Source organism: Microbulbifer maximicatervae (SeqCode) (assembly GCF_052467815.1).
In genome coordinates this window covers 1,549,532-1,570,587 of record NZ_CP174326.1, presented here as the reverse complement: position 1 = coordinate 1,570,587, position 21,056 = coordinate 1,549,532, and the positions used below count along the sequence as shown (strand labels likewise).

The window sequence follows — 21,056 nt, the reverse complement described above, 5'->3', positions numbered from 1 at the left end:
ACATTTGTGTGCCTAACTTCGAGACCACAACCAGTGATACCCAAATGACCCACTGGTGCAGGGACCCAAACCGCACTCGAGGAGAACCGCGACGAAATTGGCCAACACGACAGTAAAGAACGAGATGGCAATGCACTTTTCAATCAAAGTGAACTCTCTGGTGGCAAAACTTCGCCGCTTAAAACCAAACATTAATGCAACGCCACAGTAGATCAGTAAGACAAAGAAAATCAGCGCAGACCAAGTGTATAAATGTAAGCCAAATACTGGGCTACCAAACCCTGGATCGCCAGGGGTGATATGCAGCAATACCTGCCTGACAGCAGCAGCGAGACCGGCTAGACACGAAAGAATAACAACGCCGTAATGCTCTGCACGAATACTAAAGCGCAGGTTCAGCATTAATCCCATGCCAATCATGGCAAAGGCAACACGCTGTAAAAGACAGAGGGGGCAGGGGTGTTGATGAAATGCCAACTCCATGATCAAGGCAATCCATAGGATTATGCTTACCGCTAACAGCGCCAAGCTATCCAGCCTCCTGACCATAAACACCATCATGGGTACGGTCCCTAGAAAGACAGCGACAATGCTCGCGTCATATGATATCCACACCACATAATGAAGATCAGTAGGGTCAACAACCACCAGCCCATTGCGGAGCGGCGACGACCGTTCCAAACGGCCCAAATCGACAGGGTGACCGTAAGAAAAGGCAATATCATGACCACTAAGCAGCTCCTTATCGACAATACGATGATATTAGTATTGCCTAAAGCTGCCAGAAGGATGCGATTTAACGTTGGCAGCTAGAGCAGAAAAAGGTATTTCTCTGACCCAATACCATATCTTTAACTGCTCGGCCACAAGAGGGACAGGGCTCACCCGCACGGCCATAAACATTTAGTTGTTGGGCGAAATAACCTGGTTTTCCATCGCCGCCGATAAAGTCCCGCAAGGTAGTCCCACCTTGGGCGATCGCCTGACTGAGAACCTGCTTTATGGACTCAGCCAAGCGCTGGTATCGGACTTTGGAAATAGAACCGGCCTGTCGATCTGGGCGAATGCCCGCCAGGAAAAGAGATTCACTGGCGTAAATATTGCCCACCCCCACAACGATACGGCCATCCATGATAAAGGTTTTGACCGATTGCTTGCGCTTGCGCGAAGTCTCGAACAGATAGTCACCACTAAATTCTTCCGAGAGAGGCTCTGGGCCCAGGTGGCTGAGTAAGTCGTGGGTCAGAGGGTCCGCTACCGTCCACAGTAGGGCACCAAAACGGCGCGGGTCGCGGTAACGCAGTGTGAGACCACTATCCAGGCGCCAGTCGATATGATCATGCTTTTCCGGTGCCCGTGCAGCCTCGACCATACGCAAGCTGCCAGACATCCCCAGGTGCCAGATAGCGCAGCCCTTGTCAGTATGCACCAGTAGGTATTTGGCCCGGCGCTCCAGCTTCAGTATCCGAGCATTGCGGATACGGCGCTCAAAGTCTGCCTCCACGGGCCAGCGCAATTGATGCTGGCGCACTTTTGCGGAGCGAATTTTGTGCCCCTCCAGGTGAGGTTGCAGGCCTCTGAGAGTGGTTTCTACTTCTGGGAGCTCTGGCATCGTCTGGAGTTACCCTGTGTAAACTGGCTGCTCAGTTTCCAATACGCACAAAAAAGCCCGGTTAAAACCGGGCTTTCTGTACAGTAGCGGTAGGCAATTACTTGATTTTGCCTTCCTTGTACATTACATGCTTGCGTACAACGGGATCGTACTTTTTGATCTCCATTTTCTCAGGCATGTTGCGCTTGTTTTTGGTAGTGGTGTAGAAGTGGCCAGTACCGGCGCTGGAATTCAGACGAATCTTCTCACGCATTGCTCTATCTCCAATCTATTAGCTGGGCTACAGCCGTTACACTTTTTCGCCGCGGGCGCGCAGCTCAGTCAAGACAGCGTCGATACCTTTCTTATCGATAACGCGCATACCTTTCGCGGAAACACGCAGCTTCACAAAACGCTTCTCGGATTCAACCCAGAAACGGTGGCTGTGCAGGTTCGGCACGAAGCGACGCTTGGTGCGGTTCTTAGCGTGGGATACATTGTTTCCGGTGACCGGACGCTTACCGGTTACCTGACATACCTTGGACATCTGTTGGCCTCTTCAAAACGCTTGTGCCCGCATGGCGCCAATCCTGAAGAGGAAAGGGTAGTGCGGGAACATAAAAATCGGGATTCTAATCCGGTTCCTGGATGGCGGCGGAACCTGTGCAGAATCTGGCCCGGCCGCAAAGAGCGGCGTTTTATACCAAAAGAGCCCGTAGGGAGCAAGTTTTGTACAACATTTCAACGCCGGGAACGACGCCTTTACATCAATCCCTGCTCTGCAAAGGATAGCGCCTTGCCCTCACCGACGATCAAATGATCCAGAACTTTGATATCCACCAGCTCTAGCGCCTGGGTTAAACGCTCGGTAATCCAGATATCTGCCTGGCTGGGCTCACTGACACCAGACGGGTGGTTGTGCGCCAAAATAACCGCCGCAGCTCCCTTCAGCAGCGCTTGCTGTACTACTTCACGCGGATAGACATTCGCCGCATTCAGAGTCCCCTCGAACAACTCCTCAAAAGCAATTACCCGGTGTTGATTATCCAGGTAAAGGCAGCAGAACACTTCCCTGCGCCGGTGCCTAAGCTGGATTGCCAGGTAATCCCTGACAGCTCCGGGACTGCACAGTGCGCTGCCGTGCTGTATGGTTTCCGCCAAGTGCCGCTTGGCCATTTCCAGCGCCGCCTGCAACTGGGCAAACTTGGCATCGCCGAGCCCTCGCGCGCGGCAGAAACCGTCTCGCTCAGCCTCCAGCAGAGGGCGCAAGCCGCCAAAATCATTGAGAAGCCCCCTGGCCAAATCCACGGCTGAGAGGCCGGGGAGCCCCACACGCAGAAAAATTGCCAATAGCTCTGCATCCGACAGAGCCTCAGCCCCTCTCTCCAACAGCTTTTCCCGAGGCCTCTCGCCTGCGGGCCAATCTTTTATTTTCATTTGTAGCCCAGTTAGTCCGTGACTTATCTATCGCACATCTACTGAACACCTTTTCCTCTCAGCACCGGCAAGGCGCTACTGCTGTCTTATAAGAAACGACGCAGAAATGCTAATCTTACCGGCTCGCACCAAATCGGAAACAGCATTTATGTCCTCTCTGGCCGACAAACGCATACTTTTAGGTATCAGCGGTGGAATTGCCGCCTATAAGAGTGCCGACCTGGTTCGCCGGCTCAAAGAGCGCGGCGCAGAAGTCCGGGTGGTAATGAGTGCCGGGGCGCGAGAGTTTGTACAGCCACTAACCTTTCAGGCGCTATCCGGTAATCCGGTGCATACAGACTTGTTGGACCCCTCGGCAGAAGCCGCCATGGGTCATATCGAACTGGCGAAATGGGCTGACCTTATCCTGATTGCTCCAGCCAGTGCCCAGGTAATCGCGAAGTTGGCCGCCGGTATGGCTGATGACCTTCTAACCACCCTTTGCTTGGCCAGTGAAGCCCCCCTGGCCCTGGCACCAGCCATGAACCAAGCCATGTGGCGCCACGCAGCTACCTCAGCCAATACTCAGACCCTGAAGGGGCGCGGAGTCATATTCTGGGGCCCGGGCGCAGGCAGCCAGGCCTGTGGCGACGTAGGTCCCGGCCGTATGCTAGAACCAGAAAATCTGGCGGAACACGCTGAAGCCCTGTTTCACACAAGCCACTCACTGCAGAACCGCAGGGTAGTAATCACTGCCGGCCCCACCAGGGAAGCCATTGACCCCGTGAGGTTTCTCAGCAACCACAGCTCTGGAAAAATGGGCTTCGCCCTGGCTGCTGCGGCGCAGAGTGCCGGCGCCGACGTAACGTTGATTGCCGGTCCCGTCAATCTGGATACGCCGCCGAAGGTCAATCGTATTGATGTTGTCAGCGCCCAGGATATGTATGAAGCAGCAATAAATGCTGCCGACCTCTGCGATATCTTTATCAGTGCAGCAGCCGTTGCCGATTTCCGCCCGGCCCAGGTCGCTGAGCAAAAAATCAAAAAGAAAGACGGGAAAAATGATGATGCAATTGCCCTAATCAAAAACCCCGATATCGTCGCGGCCATTGCCAAACGGACCGAGCTGCGGCCTTTTACCATTGGATTTGCCGCTGAGACTGAACAGGTACTTGAGCATGCTCAAAGCAAGCTCCGCCGAAAGAACCTCGATATGATTATTGCCAATGATGTAAGCCAGCCAAATTCTGGATTTAACAGCGATCACAATGCTGTCACCGTGATCGATACCGACGGTCAGAGCCAACTAGCTCCCGCTTTAAAGACCGACCTGGCCCGACAACTCATTGAACTCATTGCCTCTAGGGCTGTGTAACAAAATTTACGCACAAAATAGGGATATCTGTGGTCTCCAACAACAAAAAGAAACCAGGCGGTACCATGCATAAAGGGTTGCTTTTACCATCACTGTTAATAGTTGTCGCTTGGCTGGGCGGCGCATATCTATTAGCCCAATACCTTGTAATGCCACATAATCATTCGCAGATTGAGTTAGCTGCCAAACAAAAAACTGCCGAACTAGCTGAGATAGTGCAGTCTTACATTACAAGCTATTCAAAAAGCCTGCAGGCCCTGGAGTCAAGGAAACTCCCTGCAGCAATACTGATTGAATCTGCCAAACTACCTGAGCAGGTATCCCTCCAGGCCTTTTCTTCTGAACAGGTTCGAGTAGGCTCTGGGAAAAATCCCCCCCTCAACTTTGCCCTAGTTGACTTGTTAAAGCGCGGCCAGGGAACACCTGAGCAACCAATGGAAGTACTGCGTACAGGTATGGAAAATAGCTGGCAATTACATAGTGTTATTAATTTGGAAAATGAACAGCTACTGGCTACCCAACCCTTTTCTGTGCTGGAAAATATTTTAAAAAACCTGGGCAGTAGTAATGGACAAGTTCAGTTGATGCAGAAATTTCCCGATGCCCACCGACAAACACTGTGGCGCGCCGGTAAAGGAAAAGGCTACAACACTGTGGAGCAACTTGACGACAGCTATTTAAGCCTTCACTTCAGTCCCTCCCAAGCCTTTGTCGAACAGCACAGCCTGCCCACATCCTGGATTTACATTGGTGCTGGCGCTGGGATATTGGCAAGTCTGCTCGCCCTGCTCAAATTCTTACCCCGCGATTCAAGAGCCCCATGGGAAAGGAGTAAGGAGGCTAGTGGTGACGAGCTAAATAAAGCACATCCACAAAACTCTGATGGGGGGACTGCACAGACTCCCAATACAGATTTTTTACCGCAGAGTTTGGCCTCAGCACCGAGTATCTCAGACTCTGACTCGGAAAGTTCAGAAAGCGAAAAGGAAAATAGCTCAGAGAACCTTCCAGAAAGTGGTGTTGATAAATCCGACCTGTCTCTTACCAATGAGTATCCCCAGCATGTTTTCCGCGCTTACGATATCCGTGGAATCGCCGGGCAGGAAATCAATGAACCTTTTGCCTATCAGCTGGGTAGAGCGCTTGGCACCCTGGCACAGCACGCCGGTGAACATCTCTTGCTAGTAGGCCGGGATGGACGCAATAGCAGCGAAGCTCTTAGCCAATGCCTGATTGAGGGGATTCTTGATAGTGGCTGTAACTCTATCAACCTCGGTTTGATTCCATCGCCATTGCTCTATTACGCCTGCGCAAAGGGAAAAAACACCAGTAGCGGGGTCATTGTTACTGCTAGCCATAATCCAGCAGAATACAACGGCTTTAAAATCGTGCTGAAAGGTCGCGCCCTGGCGGAAGACAAGCTGCAGGGGCTCTACCAATTAATGAAGAAAGGCTCGCTTAAAAGCGGCGAGGGTGTTAACCGGGAACAAGAAATCACCGATAAATATGTCGATGAGGTATTCAACAATGTCGCTCTCGCTGGACAACCACATCTGGTTGTCGATGCCGGCAATGGTGCTACATCTAATTTAGCACCCCGCCTGTTTGAGCAATTGGGCTGTGCCGTAACACCGATATATTGTGAAGTAGATGGCAACTTTCCCAATCATGCACCGGACCCCTCCAGGCCTGAAAACCTCGAGGCCCTCACTGAAAAAGTACTGGCTACCGGTGCAGATCTGGGCGTAGCTCTGGATGGTGATGGCGATCGTGTTACCTTAATTTCAAGCAGCGGTCGTATCGCTTGGGCCGACCAACTGGTTATGTTATTAGCAAGGGATATCCTCGCGCGAAATCCTGGAGAAAATATTGTCTTCGACGTTAAAAGTAGCCGCAGTTTATCCCAGCTAATCAACCAATATGGTGGCCGCCCGATTATGTGGAAGACTGGTCACTCCCCCATGAAAGCCAAGATGTTGGAGACCAAAGCTATCTTGGGCGGCGAGCTATCAGGGCATATCTTTATTAAAGACCGTTGGTTTGGCTTCGACGATGGCCTCTACGCAGCCGCACGGGTGCTTGAGATCATGGCACTGCGCGAACAGAGCCTTGACGAACTCCTCGATACATTACCAAAAATGTACAGCACCCCCGAAATCCTGCTACCTGTTGAAGAAACTGAGAAATTCTCGTTGATTGAACAGCTGCGCGAGAAAGGGAATTTTAGCAATGCTGATGTCAACACCATCGATGGGCTACGTATAGAATTTTCCGACGGTTGGGGACTTATACGTGCTTCCAATACCACCAGTGCGTTGACTCTGCGCTTTGAGGCCGAAAGCGAACAAGCCCTTGAACGTATCCGTACAGAAGTGATGGGGCAACTTAAAAAAATTGCTCCTGCGATTGTAGTACCCGACTGGCAACTGCTCGATTAAGATAAAAAGGCGGCACAAAAGCTGTCGCCACTAGGCACAGCCCGTGTTGCTTAGTAAACAATCCACCACATTTGCTTTGAATCTTTGGCGACTCAGGTTCGCACCCTTGCTTGCCTGCCTGTCTATCGCCCTGTGTAAGGAACTGTCCATGTCCCTAGATCTAAACTCTGCGTTGAAAAGTGCCCAGGTTCTCAATGAAGCTCTGCCCTATATCCAGCGCTTTACGGGCAAAACCATTGTGGTCAAGTTCGGCGGTAACGCCATGGTGGATGAGCAGCTACAAAACAGCTTTGCACGAGATATTATCCTGATGAAGCTAGTGGGTATGAATCCCGTAGTCGTGCACGGCGGCGGTCCTCAAATTGGGCAATTACTAGACAAACTCAGTATTGAGTCCCGCTTCGTAGATGGGATGAGAGTCACCGATAGCGAAACCATGGATGTTGTAGAAATGGTCTTAGGGGGAACAGTCAACAAGCAGATCGTTAACTTGATCAATAAAAATGGGGGGCGTGCTGTGGGTGTTACAGGCAAGGATGGTCTGCTTATCAAGGCGCGCAAGTTAACGCGGAAAAATGAGAGTGCAGGGCTGCATGCCTCTGAAATCATAGATATTGGCCAGGTGGGAGAAGTCGAGAAAGTTAATATTGATGTGATCAATATGCTGGTTCACAGCGACTTTATCCCGGTTATTGCCCCTATTGGCGTCGACGGCAATGGGCTCTCTTACAATATTAACGCCGATCTCGTCGCCGGAAAAATTGCCGAGCAATTGAAAGCAGAGAAACTGATGCTACTAACCAATGTTGCGGGCTTGCAGGATAAGGAGGGAGAAGTTCTCACCGGTCTGAGCACCAATGAGGTAGAGAACTTAATTCAGGATGGCACCATCTATGGCGGCATGCTGCCGAAAATTGCCTGCGCTCTGGACGCCGTTCAAGACGGGGTAAATTCTGCTCATATTATTGATGGCCGTGTCCCCCACGCCATATTGCTCGAAATATTTACTGATCGAGGTGTAGGCACTTTGATTACCAACAATGAAGTGCAAACTATGGACCACTAGGCCCTTGGCAATTGAAGACAGCCCGGCGAATCGGTAGGATTCTGCCGCCGTCAAAATAAGACGACAAGAGCAAAACTAAATTCCGCCCCCCAAGCGGACCAAAGGCAGTCAATGAGCAGCGAAAAAATCAATCGGCGTCAACAAATCCTGGAAGCCCTAGCACATATGCTAGAAGTCAGCCCTGGCGCACGTATTACAACAGCAGCACTGGCCAAGGAAGTCGGTTTCTCTGAAGCCGCGCTATATCGTCACTTCCCCAGTAAATCCAAGATGTTTGAAGGGCTGATCGAATTTATTGAGGAGACAATCTTCAGCCGTATCGCAATGATCCTGCAGGAAGAGCCCTCAGCCCTCAATCGCTGCCAGAAAATTCTGCAGCTCCTGCTGGCCTTCTGTGAGCGCAATCCCGGCATAACTCGCCTGCTTACAGGCGATGCACTTACCGGCGAAACTGAGAGGCTGCACGGGCGCATCCTGCAGCTGTTTGATCGGCTGGAAACCCAGATCAGGCAGATCTTGCGTGAAGCCGAATTGCGTGAGCACCTTCGCCCGACCCTACCTCTCGGTGGTGCTGCCAATCTGCTGCTGGCCAGCGCAGAGGGGCGTATCGTGCAATATGTACGCAGCGGCTTTAAGCGGAAGCCTACAGAGTATTGGGCTGAACAGTGGCCCGTGTTAACAGCTGGATTCTTCCGTGAGACGGTAGCTGCAGCCAGATAATGATTTCTTCAGGTGGGCTTTTAGTAGCAGCCCACCTGGGAAATTTAGATACCTGGAAACTGATTAACTCTCAGAGGTAAGTTCCGTATAGCGGGCTACCGCCTTATCGAAATCTGCTCCTATGGTATCCATCTCGGTCGCGCGTCGGTTAAGGCGTTCTTCAAGTACCTCCATTTCTTTTTGCAGGTCCACGATTCTCTGCAACAACTCGGGAGACACCTCTCGACCGCCCCGCTGCGTACGTGCAGCAGAGGCTTCCTCTTGAGCAATTTGTCGGCGCAGGCTGCCAATATTTGAACGCATGATCGCCATATCCTGCTCAACGATTGCCAGCTTGCGCGACCGTGCACTCTCAATATCCGCAATACTGTTATAACGCTTAAGCAGCTTGCGATCCGCTTTGCGCTGGGCCTCCAACTTAAGCTGGGCCTGGTGCTCTTCGGGGCTGAGCTGCGGTGCAACCACATCAACCACACGACCAGTGAGAGTAAGAATCTCATAGCCATTCGGAACAAATTCCGGCGGAATAGCATCGTTTATCACCAAGACACCCTGGTGATCAGTGTATCGATACAAAACACGGCCATTGTTACCATATGCCTCTAAAGACAACAGCAATAGGGTGCTGATCAATAAAGGCGCTATAGGGGCGATTCGCATCGCTCTACTCTCTGTATTAATCGGCCCGCGATTCGGGGGGGCAAAATCTATTGACCCGCGACACCGTAGCGCTGCCGGTAGTCCACAATTTTCTGCAGAGTATCGCTATCTTTCGACTCCTGCTCGAGAAAGCTGATCACATCGTCTAGCTGTACGATGCCGACCACTGGGATATTGTACTGTCTCTCAACTTGCTGGATAGCGGAGAATTCACAATCTTCACTGGCCTTTTCCTGGCGGTTGAGGCCGATCACAACACCCGCTGCTTCTGCACCGTGAGATTCGATAATTTGCATCACTTCACGCACTGCTGTGCCTGCAGTAATGACATCATCGATAATCAAAACCTTGCCATTAAGCGGCGCACCTACTAAGGTTCCGCCTTCACCGTGATCCTTGGCTTCTTTCCGGTTGTAACAGAAAGGCTTATCGATCCCTTTTTGGGCCAGAGCCACAGCAGTCACCGCACCCAGCGGTATACCTTTGTAGGCCGGTCCAAAAATGACATCGAACTCCACTCCCGAAGCGATAATCGCCTCGGCATAAGCTTGTCCCAGCGCTGCCAGTGCAGCACCGGTATGAAAGCGACCGGCATTGAAAAAATACGGACTTTGACGGCCCGACTTCAATTTGAAGTCGCCAAAACACAGGACCTGATGATCCAGGGCAAGTTGGATAAAATCGCGCTGATATTGCTGCATGGAAAATTGTTAACTATTGGCTAAGGTGAAGGGAGACCTCCCCGTAGCATTCCCGGGGGTAGGCATGCATATAATGTTTCTAATGATACACAGTCCGCTGGTAAGGGGCTAATAATGCGAATAGTGAGCTTGTCGGTAGACGGCGTTCATCAGGCCGCACAACGCGGTCTCTACGATTGGTTGGCAGAGCAGGACGCAGACATCATCTGCCTTCAGGACCTGCGCTCTCTCGAGCCCGAACTGGACCATCCAATATTTCATCCCGACGGTTATTACAGTTATTTCTTCGACTCGGGAACTCCCCACGAGAACGGTGTGGCGATCTACACCCGCAGTCAACCCAAGGCCATAATATTTGGTATGGGTTTTGCGAATGGTGAAGATATGTACGGCCGCTATTTACAAGCGGACTTTGAGCGCCTGAGTATTGGCTCCCTACTTGCGCCAGTAGCTTCCGATGAGTCATCGTTAGATAAAAAAGTTCAGTTTTTTGAAGATATGCAGGCGCACCTGCTAAAAATCAGCCGCAAACGCCGCGACTTTATCTTCTGTGGTAACTGGGGCATGGCTCACCGTCGTGCCGACGTGCAAAACTGGCAGGATCATCAAGACTCCCCCGGTTTTATGCGTCACGAGCAACGCTGGCTTGACCAACTTTTCAACGATGTTGGTTATGTCGATGCTTTTCGGCGTGTGGTAAAAGACACCGATGAATTTAGCTGGTGGCCCAGCGGCACTGTCGGAGAAGGGGACGGGTGGCGTACCGATATGCAGATTGTTTCACATGGCCTGAAAAATCGTATCGAGTACGGTGCCATCAATAAAAATGTGAAGTTCTCCAGCCATTTGCCGGTGATTATGGACTACGAAATCGAAACCTGATTTGCATCAACTTCCAGCCCCTCTCCCTTGAAAAGCGGGGCTGGATTCGGGAAGTGCCGACTTTATTCGTCCAAAGCCAGCTTCTGTAGTGCGATCAACTCATCGATACCCGCCTTGCCCAGTCCCAACATCTGAGCAAACTGTTTCTCGGTAAACGGCTCGCCCTCGGCCGTGCCCTGAACCTCGATCATACCGCCGTCAGCAGCCATGACCAAATTCATATCTGTATCCGCTGAACTATCTTCCGGATAGTCCAGATCCAATAGGGGCTCTCCCTGATAAATACCCACCGACACAGCTGCAACCATGTTCTTAAGTGGATCCTCGGCAATAATCTTCTCTCGCTGCATATGACGGAGCGCATCAACCAGTGCCACACAAGCACCAGTAATTGCTGCAGTTCGGGTTCCACCATCAGCCTGGATAACATCACAGTCTACGGTGATCTGGTTCTCACCCAGCTTCTCCAGATCTACTGCCGCCCGCAATGAGCGACCAATCAAACGCTGAATTTCCACAGTACGCCCGCTCTGCTTGCCCTTAGCCGCCTCTCTGGGCATGCGCGAACCTGTGGAGCGTGGCAACATGCCGTACTCTGCAGTAATCCAACCGCTACCCTGGCCGCGCAAAAACCTTGGGACTTCACTGGATAGAGAGGCATTACACAAAACCTTGGTATCACCAAACTCCACCAACACAGATCCCTCCGCATGACGGGTATAGTTGCGGGTAATTTTTACCGGGCGCAATTGCGCAGGGGCGCGGCCACTGGGACGCTGCATAGTCCACCTCAAATATTGAATGAAAGCCCCGCATTATATACCCCAGCATCGAGATCCAAACGCTGTGTTATTATGCCGGGCCGATTAATACGCCTGTAGGGGATCAGCTATGGCCAGTCAACGGGAACAGAACAAAGTGCGCAGCATGACAGCCTTTGGACGCGCCGAGGCCAATTACGCAAGCGGCACCGCTATCTGGGAGTTGCGCTCGGTCAACCATCGCTACCTGGAGCCACACTTCCGTTTGCCCGAAGCCGCTCGTCCTCTGGAAACACAGCTGCGCGATACTCTGCGTAAAACACTATCCCGAGGCAAAATTGAACTGACCCTGAGCCTAAAGGCTAATAGCGCCGAAAATACAGGTCTGGAAATCAACCAACCCCTTGCCCAGGCACTGATTCAAGCGGCAAGGCAGGTAGCGGATGGCGAGGATGTTCAGCCGCTAAACCCCTTGCAAATTCTGCAGTGGCCCGGCGTTATCAGAGAGCCAGAGGCGGATACCGATCAGCAATCCGCAACGATAGTAGAAGCTTTTCGCGAGGCACTCGGGCAACTGCGCGCAAACCGCGAGCGCGAAGGCGCTGAGCTGGCCAAATTTATTGAAGCCCGCCTAATCGGGATTGAAGCACAAGTCGCCAATGTTCGAGAGCTGCTTCCCCAAATTCTTGAGGCACAGAGGGAAAAGCTGCGCAGCCGCCTGGAAGAATTGCAAGTGGAGCTTGACAAGGACCGGCTTGAGCAGGAGATCGTCCTGTTGGCCCAGAAAGCAGATGTCGATGAAGAGCTCGACCGCCTCAGTGCGCACACCTCCGAAACACGCCGGGTTTTAGCCGGCGGTGGTTCAATTGGCCGGCGGCTGGATTTCCTGATGCAAGAATTTAACCGCGAAGCCAACACCCTCTCCTCAAAATCTGTGGTCACTGACACAACCCAAGCTGCGGTAGAGCTCAAGGTGCTGATCGAACAGATGCGCGAGCAAGTACAAAATATCGAGTAACACTTTGGAGCATTCTCACCAAAGTAATGAGTGCCCCCTGCTCCCAATTACGAGAAAAGCCAAGGTTCTCCCTTTTGAGGAAGATTTATGCGACAAGATCTGAAGTGGGTCGGTGCTATTTTTTTAGTGCTTGCTGCAATTGAGGTTATCAACATTCTGAGCGGCCGATCGCTTAATTACTTTGGGATTGTTCCCCGCTCAATTAATCACCTCCCTCATATCTTTTCTGCACCATTACTGCATGGAAGTAGCTGGCACTTCTTCTCGAACATATTCACTCTCTGCATCTTCAGTTTCTTAGTACTGCAATACGGGATCAAAACATACCTGAAAGTTACCCTGTTTATTGTGATCACCACCGGGCTTGCCGTTTGGCTTTTTGGTGGCAGGGGTAGTAATCACTTAGGGGCTAGCTCAGTAATCTACGGCTACTTTGGCTTTTTGCTTCTTGCGGGATTTATCAGCAGGAAATTTAGCCGTTTATTAATATCTATTGGGGTAGCCGTTCTTTATGGAGGGCTTATTTTCGGTGTCTTGCCACGGGGTGGTTTTATCTCCTGGGAGTCTCATCTATTTGGATTTATCTTCGGATTGCTAGCTGCAAAATTGTGGGCCAAAACCCCCAGCTATAATAGGGCCAGCTCCTAACACCAACCTTTCTAGCTCAACTATTGGGGCACCCCCTAATCCGAATGTCTAACCAGGCTCCAGGGGGGCTGCTGGCTCGCTAGTGAAAGAGCCTGAAAGTAAATCTTCTCAAATGCAGGGCGCACTTCATTGGGCATGCTCAGCAAGTTACCCGTTTCTTTGTGCAGTAATACTTATTTAAAAATATTCGTATATCAATCAAATTCTTCTTGTGACCCCCTCCACAACTCTCCTGTAGATAAATTCTCACTACCAGATTTTTTTACCAAAACTTATAAATTTGTCGCCAAAAGCCACACAAATTTAAAGGCTGAAGCTGAGGATAATAATTTCACAAACGTTATACAGGAGTACCATTTTGAAACTTTGGTACCAATTTTGGTCCAACTGACTTGTCGATTAGGAACAAGACAGTTTCTAGACCCATCCGTTAAGCAAATTTATTTTGTCAGCGCGGAGTTATTCAGGAGTCTTCGGTCTATCAGAATACTGATAACCGGATTAAAAATATCTCGGAGATATAACAATAATGAAATCATCATTGAAAAGTCTTTTACAAAAGACGACTCTGGCGAGTGCGCTTTCGTTACTGTGTACAACACCTTTTGCTGCTCACGCAGCAGAGGCTGATAATACACTGGTGACTGACCGCATCATCGTAAAGTACAAGGAGAGCGCTAAAGTTGGGAAGGCTGCTACCATGGCCGATGAGACGGTCGAGAAAGCTTCTCGCCGCGCCGGCCACAAGATGCGTCACCTTCGCCGTATGGCCACCGGTGCCCAGGTAATGCGCCTGGAAGGCCGTAAAAATAGAACTGAAGTAAACGCAATCATCGACCGCCTTAAACAAGATCCGGATGTGGAATACGCAGAGCCGGACTTGATCCTACAGGCCATGGCCGAACCCAATGACCCGAGCTACCTCAGCCAGTGGCACTACTATGAATCCACCGGTGGTTTGAACTTGCCAGAAGCCTGGGACGTCACCCAAGGCGATGGGGTAGTCGTTGCCGTACTCGATACCGGTTATCTGCCCCACGCCGACCTGGTCGACAATATTCTGCCAGGCTACGACATGATCTCAGACACTTTCGTTTCTGTAGACGGAGATGAGCGGGATGACGATCCCACAGACCCTGGCGATTGGTATGAAGCCGGTACCTGTGACGAAACCTCCGAAAGCGACAGCAGCTGGCACGGGACTCATGTAGCAGGCACTATCGCTGGTGTTACCAATAACAACATGGGTATAGCCGGTGTTGCCTACGAGGCTAAGATCGTACCCGTACGTGTACTCGGACGCTGTGGTGGCTATACCTCAGATATTGCCGACGGCATCATCTGGGGCGCCGGCGGCTCTGTTAGCGGCCTGCCCACCAACGAAAATCCCGCTCAAGTATTGAACCTGAGTCTCGGCGGCAGCGGCAGCTGTGCTACCACAACGCAAAGCGCTATCGATACCGCACGCAGCCTCGGCGCAACTGTTGTTGTGGCCGCTGGTAACAGTGGTGCAAATGCTAGCCAGTACACCCCCGCCAGCTGTGATGGTGTAATTACAGTCGCTGCAACTGACCGCACCGGCGGCCGCTCTTACTACTCCAACTTTGGCAGTGTGGTAGATGTTGCCGCACCGGGTGGCGCACAGAGCTTCGCAAACGATTCCGATGGTATCCTGTCCACCTATAACAACGGCTCCACAGATGCCGGCAGCGATAGCTACTACTACAGCCAGGGCACCAGTATGGCCGCCCCCCACGTGGCTGGTGCTGCTGCGTTGATTTATGCGGTTGACCCCAACGTAACCCCAGATGAAGTTGAGTCGATCCTCACCAGCACTGCTCGCAGCTTCCCATCATCCTGCAACAACTGTGGCTCCGGTATTGTCGACGCTGCAGCTGCTGTAGCCATGGCTAGCGGCGACGATAGTGACAATGGCGGTGATGATGACGACAGCGGCAGTAGCACGGGCTGGACGGAAACCAATCTCTCCGGCAGCCAAGGTAACTGGACTGACTTCACCATCGATATTGAAGCGGGAACTTCCACCCTTACTGTAGAGATGTCCGGCGGCTCCGGCGATGCTGACCTCTACGTACGCCATGGAAACTATCCCACCCAGCGTAGGTATGACTGTCGTCCTTACCTCTCTGGCAACGATGAGACCTGCACCATCAGCAGCCCGGATTCCGGTACTTGGTACATTAGTATCTACGGTTATGAATCCTACACTGGTGTCACTTTAGAAGCAGAAGTTACCGAGTAAATCTCAGGCTTCACAGCGTACAAAAGGCCGGCATATGCCGGCCTTTTTTCTTTCAAAATCCACAGCGGAGTACCGCTCCCCAAAGAAAGCTATACGCAATTGTTTTTAACTACACCGAGCCACTGAAGTGGATAAACTAACAGCCCATCCCTACCAATCTAGCAATTCGTTCCAAGTAGACTCCGCTATTTTGATCCTGCTGCTTACTTGTTTTAAAAAACCTCAACGAATACTGACTGATTTTAGAATCCAGCCTTCACCGATGTTTGCGCTCCTGTAGCGATATGGCAGAGTGCATCAGATATGCTATCTAATAATAAAAATAAGGGGCTTCTGTGGACCTGCTTACTTTTGCCATTCCATTTTTCCTCTTCTCCATACTAATGGAGTTCGCCCTAGATCGCTGGAAGGGCTGGGGTATCTACCGACTGAATGATGCTGTTGGTAACCTCAGTACGGGAATCCTCAATCGCATTATTGGGATGACCTACAAAAGCTTGTTCCTCATTATCTATATCCCGCTATTTACGTTACTAGAACCCTACTATCAATGGGTTGGTTTCAGCTGGTCAATCGACAATGGTTGGCACCTGGCCCTGGCAGTTCTCGCCTATGACTTCTGCTACTACTGGAAGCACCGTATTTGCCATGAAGTAAATATCTTTTGGGCAGAGCACTTAGTGCATCACCAGAGTGAGGATTTCAATCTGAGTACAGCTTTGCGCCAGTCTTCCGGGGGGTTACAACTGGACTGGATATTTTATCTACCGCTGCTGCTAATTGGTTTACCAGCAGAGATTGTTATTGTTGCCGGAGCCATAGATCTTATTTACCAATTTTGGGCACACACACAAAAGATACCCAAAATACGCTGGTTGGAATGGTTTGTAGTTACTCCCTCTAACCACCGGGTACACCACGCCCAGAACCCCATCTATGTAGATAAAAATTACGGGGGGATATTAATTGTTTGGGACCGTTTATTTGGCACATATCAGCCAGAGATTGAGGGTGAACCCTGTTTATATGGCGTGCGCAAGCCACTGAATACCTTTGATCCTGTCGCAGCCAATTTACAGCACCTGAAACGAATGGCTGTCGATGCCTGGTACACAAAAAGCTGGTGGGAAAAGCTCACTTTGTGGTTTCGCCCAACCGGATACAGGCCTGCAGATGTTGAAAAATCCATGCCTGTGGCTTCCACTAACCTCGCAAACTTTCAGCGTTTTAACCCAGACATCAGCCTTGGTGCACGTAACTACGCTTTCGCGCAACACCTCTGCTACACCGCAGCAACCTTATCACTCCTATGGTTCAGTGCCGCCTTAAGCTTTTGGCAATTAATGGGCGCAGTAATAGCACTGATTATTTGCCTTTCCATTAACGGAAGAATACTGGATGGTCATCCTAACTCCAGACACCTCGAGCTAACAAGGCTCGCGGCACTGATCGGCGCTATCCCTCTACTAAGCAATACGTTTGTACCATTCTTTGCGTCCTACCTATTTACTAGCACGTTGGTATGGTGGTGGTTGGCAATCCGGCGCAAAGAGGATAGAGTCACTTTCGTTAGCGATTAGCAACAGAGGGAAATCCTTGATCACAGGTGGTTGGTGGTGATTAAGAAACTCCCGCGAGGCTATCCCGGCCGGGCTCAGGCGCGCAGGTGGTAACGTGCCCTGAATCTCCCAACAGATACCCCCACTCCGGCCGGGGGCTAGCCTTGTCCCTTCACGACACTCTTTCATCTTCAGGCACAAGCTTCGGTTATAATGGGCTCTTTGCTCGCGAACAGGATCAGTTGTGCAAACAGGAACTCTCTACACCGTCTCCGCCCCCTCCGGTGCAGGAAAAACCAGCTTGGTCAAAGCGCTGGTAAACAGCGACAGTCAGGTTACCGTATCGGTTTCCCATACCACTCGCGCCATGCGCCCAGGTGAGACCCATGGCATTGACTATCACTTTGTCGAGCGGGAAGAGTTTTTGGCAATGCTGGAGCGCGATGCTTTTTTTGAGCACGCCCAAGTTTATGGCGATAATTACTACGGCACCGCCAAAGCTGAGATCGAAGAGACTCTTGCCAGTGGTCGCGATGTAATCCTAGAGATCGATTGGCAGGGGGCCGAACAGGTTCGTCGCCTGCGACCTGATGCAGTGGGTATTTTTATTTTGCCTCCGTCCCAGGAAGCCCTGCGCGAGCGCCTCACCGGACGCGGTCAGGACGATCAAGCGGTCATTGATCGCCGTATGGACCAGGCCATCGACGAAATGACCCATTATGTCGCCGCAGATTACCTGGTAATCAACGATAACTTCGACCAAGCGTTAACAGAGCTGCGTGCGATTATCGTTGCCCAGCGACAGCGCTTAGAGCTGCAGCAACTGCGCCACGGCGACCTACTTCAGGCACTGTTGCGCCACTGAACCAATTGATCGAATTGCATACATTTCCCGGTCCGGTAAAATAGCCGGTCCCCTGTACAGAATTTGCCTTCGGGCACAGCAAATGGAAACGAAAGTTTATGGCACGTATTACCGTTGAAGATTGCCTTGAGCATGTGGACAACCGCTTCGAGCTCGTTATCGTCGGCAGCAAACGCGCCCGTCAGATCGCTACAGGCGGCAGGGATCCATTGGTTCCCGAAGAAAACGATAAGCCCACGGTAATTGCCCTGCGCGAAATCGAAGAGGGCCTGGTGGATGCCGCCATCCTCGACGAGCCGGAACGCGAAGAGGCACCTGCTCCTATCGTTACCCCCAACTACCTAACAGATCAGCAAGTCTGATCAGGTCTCTTACTAGGTACTTTTTGAGTTTTACGAGAGGCGCGCGCGGCATTGCACACCATAGATAGTTTGGCCCACCGCCTCTCCTCATACCTTCCCCCCGACCAGATCCAAATCGTTCGCCGCGCCTATTTTTACGCGGAGCAGGCTCACGATGGTCAGCAGCGCCGTTCCGGCGAGCCCTATGTCACCCACCCGCTGGCAGTTGCCACTATTCTCGCGGGCATGCATATGGATCACGAGAGCCTGGCGGCAGCCATGTTGCACGATGTGATCGAGGATACGGGTATCCCCAAGGCAGCTCTGGCTGAGCAGTTTGGTGGAGAGGTTGCCGACCTGGTCGATGGGGTCTCGAAACTAACCCAGTTCGAGACCGACAGCCCGGCAGAAAAGCAGGCGGAAAACTTCCAGAAGATGGCGCTAGCCATGGCCCGCGATATCCGCGTGATTCTGGTCAAGCTGGCCGACCGCCTGCACAACATGCGCACTCTCGGCGCACTGAAACCGCAGAAGCGTGCCCGTATTGCCCGCGAGACGCTGGAGATCTACGCACCCATCGCCCACCGACTGGGTATGAACGACGTTCGTATCGAGTTCGAGGATCGCGCTTTTTTTGCCATCTACCCACTGCGTGCCAGCCGCTTGCGCGCCGCCCTGGTCGCCGCCCGCGGCAATCGCAAAGAGCTGCTGGAACAAATTCAGAATGCTATAGAACTGCGCTTGCAGCGGGAGGGCATCAGCTCTCTGGTGATTGGTCGGGAAAAGCACCTATTTAGCATCTACCAAAAGATGCGCGCCAAGAAGAAGTCCTTTAAGGAGATAATGGATGTCTACGCTTTCCGCATCATTGTGGACAGTGTGGATACCTGTTACCGGGTTCTCGGTGTTATGCACAGCCTGTACAAACCGGTAATCTCCGAGTTTAAAGATTACGTCGCTATCCCCAAATCCAATGGCTACCAGTCACTGCACACAGTGCTGCTGGGTATGCACGGGGTGCCCATTGAAGTTCAGGTCCGCACCAAGGAAATGGATGAAATGGCCAACAGTGGCATTGCTGCCCACTGGCTGTACAAAGCCTCAGGCGATGAGGTGATCAATACCGGTGGCACCAGCCAGGTGCGCGCACGGCGCTGGGTCCAGGGACTGCTAGAGATGCAGCAGCGCGCCGGCGACTCGCTAGAGTTTATTGAAAACGTAAAAATTGACCTGTTCCCGGATGAAGTTTACGTCTTTACCCCTAAAGGACAGATCGTCGACCTCCCCGCAGGAGCCACTGCTGTGGACTTCGCCTATTCCGTACACACGGATATCGGCAACTCCTGTGTTGCCGTGCGTATCAATCAGCGCCTGGCCCCTTTGTCCCAACCTCTGGAGAGCGGGCAAAAAGTCGAGATTCTCACGCGCAAAACTGCACAGCCAAACCCTAACTGGCTCAATTTTGTAGTAACCGCCAAAGCGCGCAGTGCTATCCGTCACTTCCTCAAGCACCAGCGTCACCACGATTCCATTACCCTGGGCCGGCGCCTGCTGGAAAAAGCACTCAGTAAGTTCGACACGAGCCTAGACGCGCTATCACCAGAGCAATTAGAAGCGGGCCTCAAAGAAGCGAAATGCGCAACTTTGGACAAGCTGCTGGAAGAGATAGGTATGGGCAGTAAAGTGGCCTTCTCTGCCGCTAAATTACTCGCGCCCGTCACCAGTGAAGAGACTGAAGCCAGCAATATCTCTTCTCCCTTAACGATCGATGCCCAAGAGGGCATGATGATCAGTTTTGCCCGCTGTTGCCGTCCTATTCCCGGGGATGCCATTATCGGCCATATCAGCTCGGGCAAAGGCGTAGTAGTACACCGCGACACCTGCCGCAATACCGGTGATTTTCGCGAGCACCCAGAAAACATCATGCTGGTGAACTGGTCACCGGATGTGACAGGGGAGTTCCTCGGTGATGTGCGGGTAGAAGTCGAGTCAGAGAGAGGGATTATTGCCCGACTGGCTACTCGTATTACGGAAGAGGGCGCCAGCATCGAGCAGATCAATGTGGATGAGAAGGATGCTCACAACAGCGTGATCTCCCTGACCCTGGAAGTCAGTGGCCGTGTACATTTGGCGCGGGTTATGAAGCGCCTGCGCAACCTCCCTTCTGTCATACGCATCGCCCGCCCTTGAGGAACACAAGGGAATCCCATTGGGAACTGCCATTAGGCTTCAAAGCGCGATATATTTAACCGACTTCTGAAAGCCCCGCAAATAAGTAAGGGATTATTCGGAAGTTCCGTATAGGTCTTCCTTTTCAACAATATTGATAAGTAATGGAGTACCCCATGCCCAATCGAGCCGTTATTAAAACCGACCGGGCACCCGCCGCAGCTGGTACCTATTCCCAGGCAGTAAAAGTGGATAATACTGTTTACCTGTCGGGACAAATCGCTCTGGACCCAGAGACACAACAGATGATTAGCGGAGGTTTTAGCGATGAAGTCCACCAGGTCTTTCGCAACCTCAGCGCAGTCTGTGAGGCCTCTGACGGATCGCTTCAGCATATTGTGAAACTCAATCTCTACATTACCGACAGCAGCAACTTTGCCGCTGTAAATGAGATAATGGCAGAGTTTTTCGAAGAGCCTTATCCCGCCAGGGCAACCGTCGTCGTCAAGGAGTTGCCGCGGGGAGCCCTTTTTGAAGCCGAAGCAATTATGGTGACCTGAGGCAAGAAGTTCTCGCCGATGCT

The 21,056-nt window shown here is 51.8% G+C and carries 22 protein-coding genes; 13 read left to right on the top strand and 9 right to left on the bottom strand.

Annotated features, from left to right (window positions below; all coding sequences use genetic code 11):
* Window positions 1–12: 12 nt before the first annotated feature.
* The 6 genes from ACJJIW_RS06790 to radC form a co-directional block, all read right to left on the bottom strand.
* Window positions 13–561: a disulfide bond formation protein B gene (locus ACJJIW_RS06790; RefSeq protein WP_282930644.1), complete on the bottom strand. Its 549-nt coding sequence runs from the start codon at window positions 559–561 to the stop codon at window positions 13–15.
* Window positions 562–572: 11 nt separating this feature from the next.
* On the bottom strand, window positions 573–725 hold the full coding sequence (locus tag ACJJIW_RS06785; RefSeq protein WP_282934619.1) for a DUF5993 family protein: 153 nt from the start codon (window positions 723–725) through the stop codon (window positions 573–575).
* Window positions 726–796: 71 nt separating this feature from the next.
* A complete protein-coding gene (gene mutM, locus ACJJIW_RS06780; RefSeq protein WP_282930643.1) occupies window positions 797–1,612 on the bottom strand; it encodes a bifunctional DNA-formamidopyrimidine glycosylase/DNA-(apurinic or apyrimidinic site) lyase in 816 nt (271 codons plus the stop codon).
* 97 nt (window positions 1,613–1,709) lie between these two features.
* The gene (gene rpmG, locus ACJJIW_RS06775) at window positions 1,710–1,865 is read right to left on the bottom strand and encodes a 50S ribosomal protein L33 (RefSeq protein ID WP_020413983.1); all 156 of its coding nucleotides are present in this window, start codon (window positions 1,863–1,865) and stop codon (window positions 1,710–1,712) included.
* 36 nt (window positions 1,866–1,901) lie between these two features.
* Window positions 1,902–2,138 (bottom strand): 50S ribosomal protein L28, encoded by a 237-nt coding sequence (rpmB, locus tag ACJJIW_RS06770; RefSeq protein WP_020413982.1) that lies wholly within the window; start codon window positions 2,136–2,138, stop codon window positions 1,902–1,904.
* Between the two features lie 215 nt (window positions 2,139–2,353).
* Window positions 2,354–3,028 carry a RadC family protein gene (gene radC, locus ACJJIW_RS06765; protein ID WP_282930642.1) on the bottom strand — a complete coding sequence of 225 codons (675 nt, stop codon included), beginning with the start codon at window positions 3,026–3,028 and terminating at the stop codon, window positions 2,354–2,356.
* A gap of 148 nt (window positions 3,029–3,176) precedes the next feature.
* Here radC and coaBC point away from each other — a divergent pair, with 148 nt between their 5' ends.
* The 4 genes from coaBC to slmA all read left to right on the top strand — a co-directional run bounded on the left by coaBC (window position 3,177) and on the right by slmA (window position 8,606).
* On the top strand, window positions 3,177–4,382 hold the full coding sequence (gene coaBC / locus ACJJIW_RS06760; protein ID WP_282930641.1) for a bifunctional phosphopantothenoylcysteine decarboxylase/phosphopantothenate--cysteine ligase CoaBC: 1,206 nt from the start codon (window positions 3,177–3,179) through the stop codon (window positions 4,380–4,382).
* A gap of 65 nt (window positions 4,383–4,447) precedes the next feature.
* The gene (locus tag ACJJIW_RS06755; RefSeq protein WP_444936965.1) at window positions 4,448–6,820 is read left to right on the top strand and encodes a phosphomannomutase/phosphoglucomutase; all 2,373 of its coding nucleotides are present in this window, start codon (window positions 4,448–4,450) and stop codon (window positions 6,818–6,820) included.
* Between the two features lie 148 nt (window positions 6,821–6,968).
* Window positions 6,969–7,886, top strand: coding sequence for an acetylglutamate kinase (argB, locus tag ACJJIW_RS06750; protein ID WP_282930638.1), 918 nt, complete (start codon window positions 6,969–6,971; stop codon window positions 7,884–7,886).
* A gap of 111 nt (window positions 7,887–7,997) precedes the next feature.
* Window positions 7,998–8,606, top strand: a complete 609-nt coding sequence (gene slmA, locus ACJJIW_RS06745) for a nucleoid occlusion factor SlmA (RefSeq protein ID WP_108735025.1) — start codon at window positions 7,998–8,000, stop codon at window positions 8,604–8,606.
* Between the two features lie 63 nt (window positions 8,607–8,669).
* Here slmA and ACJJIW_RS06740 read toward each other — a convergent pair whose 3' ends face one another.
* A complete protein-coding gene (locus tag ACJJIW_RS06740; protein ID WP_282930637.1) occupies window positions 8,670–9,266 on the bottom strand; it encodes a hypothetical protein in 597 nt (198 codons plus the stop codon).
* 47 nt (window positions 9,267–9,313) lie between these two features.
* Window positions 9,314–9,967, bottom strand: a complete 654-nt coding sequence (gene pyrE, locus ACJJIW_RS06735; RefSeq protein WP_282930636.1) for an orotate phosphoribosyltransferase — start codon at window positions 9,965–9,967, stop codon at window positions 9,314–9,316.
* 114 nt (window positions 9,968–10,081) lie between these two features.
* Here pyrE and ACJJIW_RS06730 point away from each other — a divergent pair, with 114 nt between their 5' ends.
* Window positions 10,082–10,849, top strand: coding sequence for an exodeoxyribonuclease III (locus ACJJIW_RS06730; protein ID WP_282930635.1), 768 nt, complete (start codon window positions 10,082–10,084; stop codon window positions 10,847–10,849).
* Window positions 10,850–10,911: 62 nt separating this feature from the next.
* On the opposite strand, the gene rph is transcribed toward ACJJIW_RS06730, so the two are convergent.
* Entirely contained in the window at window positions 10,912–11,631 is a 720-nt protein-coding gene (gene rph, locus ACJJIW_RS06725) for a ribonuclease PH (protein WP_282930634.1), read from the bottom strand.
* Window positions 11,632–11,740: 109 nt separating this feature from the next.
* Between rph and ACJJIW_RS06720 the strand changes: the two genes are divergently transcribed.
* The 8 genes from ACJJIW_RS06720 (at window position 11,741) to ACJJIW_RS06685 (ending at window position 21,033) form a co-directional block, all read left to right on the top strand.
* Window positions 11,741–12,628, top strand: coding sequence for a YicC/YloC family endoribonuclease (locus ACJJIW_RS06720; protein ID WP_282930633.1), 888 nt, complete (start codon window positions 11,741–11,743; stop codon window positions 12,626–12,628).
* An 87-nt stretch (window positions 12,629–12,715) separates the two neighbouring features.
* On the top strand, window positions 12,716–13,276 hold the full coding sequence (locus tag ACJJIW_RS06715; RefSeq protein ID WP_282930632.1) for a rhomboid family intramembrane serine protease: 561 nt from the start codon (window positions 12,716–12,718) through the stop codon (window positions 13,274–13,276).
* A gap of 529 nt (window positions 13,277–13,805) precedes the next feature.
* Window positions 13,806–15,539: a S8 family peptidase gene (locus tag ACJJIW_RS06710; RefSeq protein WP_282930631.1), complete on the top strand. Its 1,734-nt coding sequence runs from the start codon at window positions 13,806–13,808 to the stop codon at window positions 15,537–15,539.
* A gap of 335 nt (window positions 15,540–15,874) precedes the next feature.
* On the top strand, window positions 15,875–17,119 hold the full coding sequence (locus tag ACJJIW_RS06705) for a sterol desaturase family protein (protein ID WP_282930630.1): 1,245 nt from the start codon (window positions 15,875–15,877) through the stop codon (window positions 17,117–17,119).
* A 223-nt stretch (window positions 17,120–17,342) separates the two neighbouring features.
* Window positions 17,343–17,963, top strand: coding sequence for a guanylate kinase (gene gmk / locus ACJJIW_RS06700; RefSeq protein ID WP_282930629.1), 621 nt, complete (start codon window positions 17,343–17,345; stop codon window positions 17,961–17,963).
* Window positions 17,964–18,061: 98 nt separating this feature from the next.
* Window positions 18,062–18,325, top strand: a complete 264-nt coding sequence (gene rpoZ, locus ACJJIW_RS06695) for a DNA-directed RNA polymerase subunit omega (protein WP_282930628.1) — start codon at window positions 18,062–18,064, stop codon at window positions 18,323–18,325.
* Between the two features lie 51 nt (window positions 18,326–18,376).
* Window positions 18,377–20,494, top strand: coding sequence for a bifunctional GTP diphosphokinase/guanosine-3',5'-bis pyrophosphate 3'-pyrophosphohydrolase (gene spoT / locus ACJJIW_RS06690; RefSeq protein ID WP_282930627.1), 2,118 nt, complete (start codon window positions 18,377–18,379; stop codon window positions 20,492–20,494).
* 155 nt (window positions 20,495–20,649) lie between these two features.
* The gene (locus ACJJIW_RS06685; RefSeq protein ID WP_282930626.1) at window positions 20,650–21,033 is read left to right on the top strand and encodes a Rid family detoxifying hydrolase; all 384 of its coding nucleotides are present in this window, start codon (window positions 20,650–20,652) and stop codon (window positions 21,031–21,033) included.
* Window positions 21,034–21,056: the final 23 nt, after the last annotated feature.